10 protein-coding genes are annotated in these 8,308 nt (G+C 59.0%); 8 read left to right on the forward strand and 2 right to left on the reverse strand.

What is annotated here, in order from left to right; genetic code table 11:
* Nucleotides 1-135: transposase (locus J9889_RS18065; RefSeq protein ID WP_210538105.1), on the forward strand; the 135-nt coding region annotated here is incomplete at its 5' end.
* A 312-nt stretch (nucleotides 136-447) separates the two neighbouring features.
* On the opposite strand, the gene J9889_RS18070 is transcribed toward J9889_RS18065, so the two are convergent.
* Nucleotides 448-894 carry a CBS domain-containing protein gene (locus J9889_RS18070; protein WP_010675073.1) on the reverse strand — a complete coding sequence of 149 codons (447 nt, stop codon included), beginning with the start codon at nucleotides 892-894 and terminating at the stop codon, nucleotides 448-450.
* A 211-nt stretch (nucleotides 895-1,105) separates the two neighbouring features.
* On the opposite strand from J9889_RS18070, the gene queA reads away from it, so the two are divergent.
* The 7 genes from queA to nlpI all read left to right on the forward strand — a co-directional run bounded on the left by queA (nucleotide 1,106) and on the right by nlpI (nucleotide 8,135).
* Nucleotides 1,106-2,173, forward strand: coding sequence for a tRNA preQ1(34) S-adenosylmethionine ribosyltransferase-isomerase QueA (gene queA / locus J9889_RS18075; protein WP_010675072.1), 1,068 nt, complete (start codon nucleotides 1,106-1,108; stop codon nucleotides 2,171-2,173).
* A gap of 118 nt (nucleotides 2,174-2,291) precedes the next feature.
* Nucleotides 2,292-3,428, forward strand: a complete 1,137-nt coding sequence (gene tgt, locus J9889_RS18080; RefSeq protein WP_010675071.1) for a tRNA guanosine(34) transglycosylase Tgt — start codon at nucleotides 2,292-2,294, stop codon at nucleotides 3,426-3,428.
* A gap of 50 nt (nucleotides 3,429-3,478) precedes the next feature.
* Nucleotides 3,479-3,814, forward strand: coding sequence for a preprotein translocase subunit YajC (gene yajC / locus J9889_RS18085; protein WP_010675070.1), 336 nt, complete (start codon nucleotides 3,479-3,481; stop codon nucleotides 3,812-3,814).
* An 18-nt stretch (nucleotides 3,815-3,832) separates the two neighbouring features.
* A complete protein-coding gene (secD, locus tag J9889_RS18090; protein ID WP_052815714.1) occupies nucleotides 3,833-5,686 on the forward strand; it encodes a protein translocase subunit SecD in 1,854 nt (617 codons plus the stop codon).
* Between the two features lie 9 nt (nucleotides 5,687-5,695).
* Entirely contained in the window at nucleotides 5,696-6,643 is a 948-nt protein-coding gene (gene secF / locus J9889_RS18095; RefSeq protein ID WP_010675068.1) for a protein translocase subunit SecF, read from the forward strand.
* Between the two features lie 100 nt (nucleotides 6,644-6,743).
* Entirely contained in the window at nucleotides 6,744-7,112 is a 369-nt protein-coding gene (locus J9889_RS18100) for a rhodanese-like domain-containing protein (protein WP_039038735.1), read from the forward strand.
* A 90-nt stretch (nucleotides 7,113-7,202) separates the two neighbouring features.
* A complete protein-coding gene (nlpI, locus tag J9889_RS18105; protein ID WP_280520777.1) occupies nucleotides 7,203-8,135 on the forward strand; it encodes a lipoprotein NlpI in 933 nt (310 codons plus the stop codon).
* A 31-nt stretch (nucleotides 8,136-8,166) separates the two neighbouring features.
* On the opposite strand, the gene J9889_RS18110 is transcribed toward nlpI, so the two are convergent.
* Nucleotides 8,167-8,308: transposase (locus J9889_RS18110; protein WP_210537842.1), on the reverse strand; the 142-nt coding region annotated here is incomplete at its 5' end.

An 8,308-nucleotide genomic window follows, 5' to 3' on the forward strand; every position in this document is an offset into this window, starting at 1 on the left:
TACCCGATGCACACGAGTGTGCTGGAAGGGGTGAACAACAAGATCAAAGTGATAAAGCGCATGGCATATGGATTTAGGGACTCAGAATACTTTTTTCTGAAAATCAAGGCGGCCTTCCCCGGAAAGCCGCGATGAACCTAAAAAAATCCCGGCGCCGTCGCACAGACAGGGCCGGGTCATCAAACAAGGAATGGCGATAAATATGCTTTACAGCAAAGACTAACTACGGGGTGTGCAAACTTGCAGACATATGAAGAGAAGATGGCGGGTGCACAATCCTCATCTCCTCTTCGGCAACCATTGCATGGTGAGCATCATAGTGTGATGAATGTCACAATGCAAGTTTTGTGGTGTAATTTTACAGTCAAATTGAAAGTGTTTCACTTAAATAGCCGTTAAATTAGGCTGAAAACGCTTTTATTGTAATTTTATTACAGGATTTTAAGATCAAAAGTCGGTTGGGGGCTCCTGCTCCTCCATCAGCTCCAGCAGATTGATGGCCACGGCGATGAAGTCCGACTCGGTGACGATGCCAACCAGCTTGCGCCCCTTGAGTACCGGCAGACAGCCATATTTGTGGCGCTGCAGATACAGGGCCGCCTCCTTGATGCCGGCGTGGGGATCCACGCTCGCCACCTGACGAGTCATGATCTCGTCGAGCTGGACGCTGTCGGTGAACTCCGCCTCCCGCTCGGGGTTGATCAGCAGCAGCTTGGATTCACGGGTGGCCAGGATGTCCGAGAGGGTGACCAGACCAAGCAGATGCTGGTGTTCATCGACGATGGGAACGTGACGGATCCGCTCCTGCTGCATCAGCTCCATCGCCTGCTTGACGCTGTTTTCCGGACCCAGAGTAAAGGGGTGTTCAGTCATGATCTCGGAGAGGGTCATCATGGTGGGCCTCCTTGTGTGTCTGCTTCCACCCTAGCCCAGCCCCCGTCGCCAGAACATGATCGGGGTCAATACAAAACCTTAAAGGTTTTTTAACGGGCCCAGCCTCACAAAATGGCCCGCTATCCCTTGTCTTCCTTGGGTTTTTAGTCTTTTGGGTTGCCTTGGAAGAGGGGGATAACTAGACTAGCCGCCGATTCCCCCGAGGTGAAAGATGCAAGTATCCGATTTTCATTTTGATCTGCCAGACGAGCTGATTGCCCGCTATCCCATGGCGGAGCGTACCGCCAGCCGCCTGCTGCAGCTCGATGGTCAAACCGGCGCCCTGCGCCACGGTCATTTTGTCGATGTGCTTGACCAGCTCAACCCCGGCGATCTGCTGGTGTTCAACAATACCCGGGTCATTCCGGCCCGCATGTTTGGCCAGAAGGCCAGCGGCGGCAAGCTGGAGGTGCTGGTGGAGCGCATTCTGGACGAGCACAGCGTGCTGGCGCACGTCCGCTCGTCCAAGTCCCCCAAGCCAGGTACCCGTCTCCTTCTGGATGGCGGTGCCGACGGTGTGCCCGTCGAGGCCGAGATGCGTGCCCGCCACGACGCTCTGTTCGAGATCCACTTCCTGGACCCGCGCCCTGTGCTGACCATTCTGGATGCCATCGGCCACATGCCGCTGCCCCCTTACATCGACCGTCCCGACGAGGATGCCGACAAGGAGCGCTACCAGACCGTCTACAACCAGAAGCCGGGTGCCGTGGCGGCGCCGACCGCCGGTCTGCACTTCGACGAGCCGCTGCTCGAGCAGATCCGTGCCAAGGGCGTGGAGATGGCCTTCGTGACCCTGCACGTTGGGGCGGGCACCTTCCAGCCGGTGCGCGTCGACAAGATTGAAGATCACCACATGCACTCGGAATACGCCGAAGTGCCCCAGGAGGTGGTGGATGCTATCGCGGCGACCCGCGCCCGCGGCGGTCGGGTGGTTGCGGTGGGCACCACGTCGGTGCGATCCCTCGAGAGCGCAGCCAAGGCGACCCTGGCCCAGGGCAAGCCGCTGGCGCCCTTCTTCAATGACACCGACATCTTCATCTTCCCCGGTTACGAGTTCCAGGTGGTCGATGCCATGATCACCAACTTCCACCTGCCCGAATCCACCCTGATCATGCTGGTCAGCGCCTTTGCAGGCTACGACAACGTGATGGCCGCCTATCAGGCCGCCGTGGCGGGACAGTACCGTTTCTTCAGCTACGGGGACGCCATGTTCGTCACCCGTCGCCGGGTGCAGGGTTAAGCCTTGCCCTTCAGAAGTCGTTCAGGCTCTGCTTGTCAGTATGCCGGCCGGCTTCATATTACCGGGCCCCTCGGGCCCTTTGTTGTCAGACTGTTTCTCTGACTGAATAGAGGTAGCAATGAAATTTGAATTGAAAACCACCGATGGGCGTGCCCGTCGCGGTCAACTGGTGTTCGAGCGTGGCGTGGTCCAGACCCCGGCCTTCATGCCGGTCGGCACTTACGGCACCGTCAAGGGGATGACACCGGAAGAGGTGCGTGAGACTGGTGCCCAGATCCTGCTTGGCAACACCTTCCACCTCTGGCTGCGCCCGGGTCAGGAAGTGATGCGCGCCCACGGCGATCTGCACGACTTCATGAACTGGCAGGGGCCGATCCTGACCGACTCCGGTGGTTTCCAGGTGTTCAGTCTGGGGCACATCCGCAAGATCACCGAGGAGGGGGTGCACTTCCGTCATCCCATCAACGGCGAGAAGATCTTCCTCGACCCCGAGAAGTCCATGGAGATCCAGTACGATCTGGGTTCCGACATCGTGATGATCTTCGACGAGTGCACCCCGTACCCGGCCACTTACGAGGAAGCGCGCAAGTCCATGGAGATGTCCCTGCGCTGGGCCAAGCGCTCCCGTGACAAGTTCGATGCGCTGGGCAACAAGAACGCCCTGTTCGGCATCATTCAGGGTTCTGTCTACGAACCGCTGCGGGATGTGTCGCTGGACGGTCTCCTTGAGATCGGCTTCGACGGTTACGCGGTCGGTGGTCTCGCCGTGGGTGAGCCCAAAGAGGACATGCATCGCATTCTTGACCATGTCTGCCCGAAAATTCCAGCCGACAAGCCGCGCTACCTGATGGGGGTGGGCAAGCCGGAGGATCTGGTGGAAGGGGTGCGCCGCGGTATCGATATGTTCGACTGCGTGATGCCGACCCGCAACGCCCGCAACGGTCATCTCTTTACCACCGATGGGGTGGTCAAGATCCGCAACGCCAAGTACCGGGAAGACACCAGCACCCTGGATGCGGACTGCGATTGCTACACCTGCAAGAACTACACCCGCAGCTATCTGTACCATCTGGACAAGTGCAACGAGATCCTCGGTGCCCGTCTGAATACCATCCACAACCTGCGTTATTACCAGCGCGTGATGCAGGGTTTGCGGGACGCGATCGAGCAGGGTAAATTAGACGACTTTGTAACTGAGTTTTACCGTCGGCAAGGGAAGCCTGTGCCTCCACTGGCTGAAAATGACGTGAAATAACAACGACATATAAGTTAGTATTCAAATCTACATCAATAAGAGGTTGTTAAATGAGCATTATCTCCAAGGCGTATGCAGAAGGCGCGGCTCCGGCAGCACAGGGTGGTGGCATGGAAATGATCATCATGCTGGCCGTGTTCGGTCTCATCTTCTACTTCATGATCTACCGTCCCCAGGCCAAGCGTGCCAAGGAGCATCGCAATCTGATGAGCTCCCTCTCCAAGGGCGACGAAGTGCTCACTTCCGGTGGCCTGGTCGGCAAGATCGCCAAGGTTTCCGCCGACAGCGACTACATTGTGCTGGCCCTGAACGATCAGACTCAGGTCACCATCAAGCGTGACTTCGTCTCTGCCGTTCTGCCCAAGGGTTCTATCCAGTCCCTCTAATCTCCCGAGGAGCACAGCGTGTTAAATCGCTATCCGCTGTGGAAATACCTGATGGTGATCGTCGTGATCGCCATCGGTTTTCTATATGCAGCCCCCAATCTTTACGGCGAAGACCCGGCCTTGCAGGTCTCTGCCAGCCGTGGTGCCGAAGTCAAACTAGAAACCCTCGATCAGGTGAAGGAAACCCTCGACGAGGCGAAGCTCCCGGTCAAGCATGCGGCGTTCGAGCACGGCTTCATCCTGATCCGTTTCAACAACACCGAAGACCAGCTCAAGGCGCGCGACATCGTGGCCAACAAGCTGGGCGACAATTTCATCACCGCCCTCAACCTGGCACCGTCCACCCCCGCCTGGCTTGAGGCCATCGGCGCGGCGCCCCTGAAGCTCGGTCTTGACCTGCGGGGCGGTGTGCACTTCCTGATGGAAGTGGACATGGCCGAAGCGCTGGCCAAGCAGCAGGAACAGATGGTGCAGGATTTCCGTGCCGAACTGCGCACCCAGAAGATCCGCTACTCCGGTGTACGCCGGGTCGGGGATCAGGTGCAGGTGGTCTTCCGTGACGAGGCCGATCAGGCCAAGGCACTCTCCTTCCTGCGTCGCCAGAATGCGGATCTTGTCTTCACCACCGACCAGAAAGGGGATGACTTCATCCTGCTGGCCAGTCTGAGTGAAGCCAAGGTCAAAGAGGTGAAGAAGTATGCCCTCGAGCAGAACATCACCATCATCCGCAACCGGGTGAACGAACTGGGTGTGGCCGAGCCGTTGGTCCAGCAGCAGGGCGGCGAGCGTATCATCGTCGAGCTGCCGGGGATCCAGGACACCGCCCGTGCCAAGGAGATCCTGGGGGCCACCGCGACCCTGGAGTTCCACATGGTCGATGAGGCTGCCGATATCCAGGCCGCAGCCGCAGGCCGCGTGCCGCCGAGCTCCAAGGTCTACAACGATCGCAACGGTCGTCCCGTGGTACTGCAAAAGCGCGTGATCCTGACCGGTGACCACATCGTGGGTGCCCAGTCCGGTTTCGATGAATACAGCCGTCCCCAGGTCAACATCAAGCTCGATGGTCAGGGTGGCAACAAGATGGCCAACTTTACCAAGGACAACGTTGGCAAGGGCATGGCGACCGTCTTCATCGAGTACAAGCCGGTGGGTCAGCCTGGTCCGGACGGCAAGCGCAAGTTCCGCAAGCAGGAGGAGGTGATCAACGTCGCCACCATCCAGTCTCGCCTGGGTAGCCAGTTCCGCATCACCGGGATCGACAACGCCAACGAAGCCCACAACCTGGCGCTGCTGCTGCGTGCCGGTGCCCTGATTGCCCCGATCCAGATCGTCGAAGAGCGCACCATAGGCCCGAGCCTGGGTCAGCAGAACATCGACAGCGGGATGGAAGCCATCGGCTGGGCCATGCTGGTGATCGTGCTCTTCATGGGGATCTACTACCGTGCCTTCGGCTGGGTGGCCAATCTGGCGCTGACCATGAACCTGGTGCTCATCGTCGGTATCATGTCGATGATCCCGGGGGCCACCATGACCCTGCCGGGCATCGCCGGTATCGTGTTGACGCTGGGGATGGCGGTGGATGCGAACGTGCTGATCTACGAGCGTATTCGTGAAGAGATCCGCAATGGTCGCGGGGTGCAGCAAGCCATTCACCTGGGCTTTGATCGCGCCTTCTCCACCATCGCCGACTCCAACGTCACCTCGCTCATCACCTGCGTGATCCTGTTCGGTATCGGTACCGGTGCCATCAAGGGCTTCGCCCTGACCCTCGGGATCGGCCTGACGGCGTCCATGTTCACTGCCATCACGGTATCCCGCGCCATCATCAACCTGGCCTGGGGTGGACGGCGCATCGACAAGCTGCCGATCTAAGGAAGAGACATGTTTCAAATTCTACATTTTGAAAAGCCCATCCCCTTCATGCGTTTCGCCAAGCTGGGTATGGTCCTCTCTGCTCTGGTGACGGTGCTCGCCCTCTACGTTCTGTACGATCGTGGCCTGAACTGGGGGCTGGACTTCACCGGCGGTACCACCATCGAGGTGGGGTTCCAGCAGTCGGTGAGCCTGGACAAGATGCACGAGGCGCTGGATCAGCAGAAGATTGACGGGGCGACCCTGCAGTTCTTCGGCTCCAGCCGTGATGTGCTGGTGCGCATGGCCCCCCAAGAGGGCGTCAAGGTCGAGCAGCAGGGCAACGAGGTCCTGGCGGCCGCCAAGCTGGTCGACGAGAGCGCCGTGCTCAAGCGTGTCGAGTTCGTCGGTCCCTCCGTGGGTGACGAGCTGGCCACCGACGGTGCCCTGGCCATGCTGGCCTCTATCATCTGTATCCTGATCTACGTGGCGGTGCGCTTCGAGTGGCGTCTGGCCACGGGTGGCATCCTCTCCCTGGCTCACGACGTGATCATCACCCTCGGCATCTTTGCCTACTTCCAGTACGAGTTCGACCTGACCGTGCTGGCGGCGCTGATGACGCTGGTGGGGTACTCCCTGAACGACACCATCGTTGTGTTCGACCGGGTGCGGGAGAATTTCCGCAAGGTACGCCGTGGGGACACCGCGGAGATCATGGATCTCTCCATGACCGAGACCCTGAGCCGGACCATCATCACCTCGGGGTTGACCTTCGTGGTGGTGGTGGCGCTGCTGCTCAAAGGCGGGCCTCTGATCCACGGTTTCTCCATCGCCATGGTGATCGGGGTGGCCTTCGGGACCTACTCCTCCATCTATGTGGCGAGCGCCTCAGCCATGTTCCTCGGGATCAAGCGGGAGCACATGCTGCCGACCCAGGTGGAAAAAGAGGGCGCGGATCAGCAAGAGATCCTGCCGTAACAGACAAGGGCGCCGCAAGGCGCCCTTTCTCTTGTGGCCGGGGTGAGTCATGATGCTCCCCACAACCCAGCATCCATTACCCAAAGCAAGGAGCAAGCCCATGCAACACAATCCCCGTTTTCTGGCCCTGGTAGAGGCCATCCGCCCGCAGGTGCAGGAAACCGATGTGCATCAGATCAAGCGCTGGCAGGATGAGGGCCGAGCATTTCATCTGATCGACGTGCGCGAAGAGAGCGAGTGGGCCAGGGGCCATCTGCCGGGGGCCACCTATCTCGGGCGCGGGGTGATAGAGCGTGACATCGAGACCCGGTATCCGGATCCCGACACCGAACTCTACCTCTATTGTGGTGGGGGATTTCGCTCCATCCTGGTGGCGGATAACCTGCAGAAGATGGGTTATTCCCGGGTCGTCAGCGTCGATGGAGGCTTTCGCGGCTGGAGCGATGCCGGATACCCTGTCGAATCCTGATTTATTTGAGGGAGAGGGGCTGCGCCACATGACAAACGGCCCCGTGATCTTTACCATATGCGGGGTCAAGCGTAAGCGTCGGAGTGTTCATTGAACGTCAGGATAGGGATTGGATACCTCACGGGTATCCTGTTGTTGCTCCCCTTGTGGGGTTGCAGCAGTAGCAGTCAGGTAAAAGCGCCTCAAGTTCCCAAGCCGCAACCCGCTTCACTGGTATTGGCGACCCCCTTGCAGGTCTCCTACCAGAGCGAGTTGGCGTTGGCGCGACTCGGGCAGATGCTCAGTGAAATGGAATTGACGACCGAACAGCGGGCAGAACTCTTCTATGAGCGTGCCGTGGTGTTTGACCGGGTGGGCTTGCGTTCCCTGGCGCGACTCGACTTCAACCGCGCCCTGCGGGAGAAGCCGGATTTTGCCGAGGCCTACAACTTCATCGGTGTCTATCTGGTTCAACAGCAGAACTACGACGAGGCCTATGAGGCGTTCGACTCCGCCCTGGAGCTCGCCCCGGATTACGACTACGCCTATCTCAACCGGGGAATCGCGCTCTATTACGGCAATCGCCCCGAGCTTGCCGCGGCGGATATGAAGCGCTTCTACGAGGCGCAACCAGAAGACCCTTATCGGGTGATCTGGCTCTATCTGGCCGAGCAGAAGCTCAACGGACCGGCGGCCATGAGCCGGATGCGCGAGCGGCTCAACAAATATGACGACGACGCCTGGAACTGGGATCTGGTGCGCCTCTATACGGGCGACATCAATGCCACCCAGTTGATGAGCAACGTGGTGAAAGGGGTCAAGGACAACAGGGAGCTCGCCGAGCGCCTGTGCGAGACCTACTTCTACCTCGGCAAGTTCGAGCTGGCCAAGGGTAACCGCAAGGAAGCCATCAGCTACTTCAAGCTGGCGCTGGCCAACAACGTCTATGACTTCATCGAGCATCGCTATGCCTTGCTGGAGCTGGAACTGATGGCGCGCAAGCCCCAGCCACCCGGAGCCCAGGGCAAGAGCGGCAAAGCGTGACTAAACGGGTTTGAACCCCATGAAAAAGGGTTCATCGCGGCTTTCCGGGGAAGGCCGCCTTGATTTTCAGAAAAAAGTATTCTGAGTCCCTAAATCCATATGCCATGCGCTTTATCACTTTGATCTTGTTGTTCACCCCTTCCAGCACACTCGTGTGCATCGGGTAGTTTGCA

It is taken from the genome of Aeromonas sp. PrichA-15 (assembly GCF_017939245.1).
GTDB lineage: Bacteria > Pseudomonadota > Gammaproteobacteria > Enterobacterales > Aeromonadaceae > Aeromonas > Aeromonas caviae.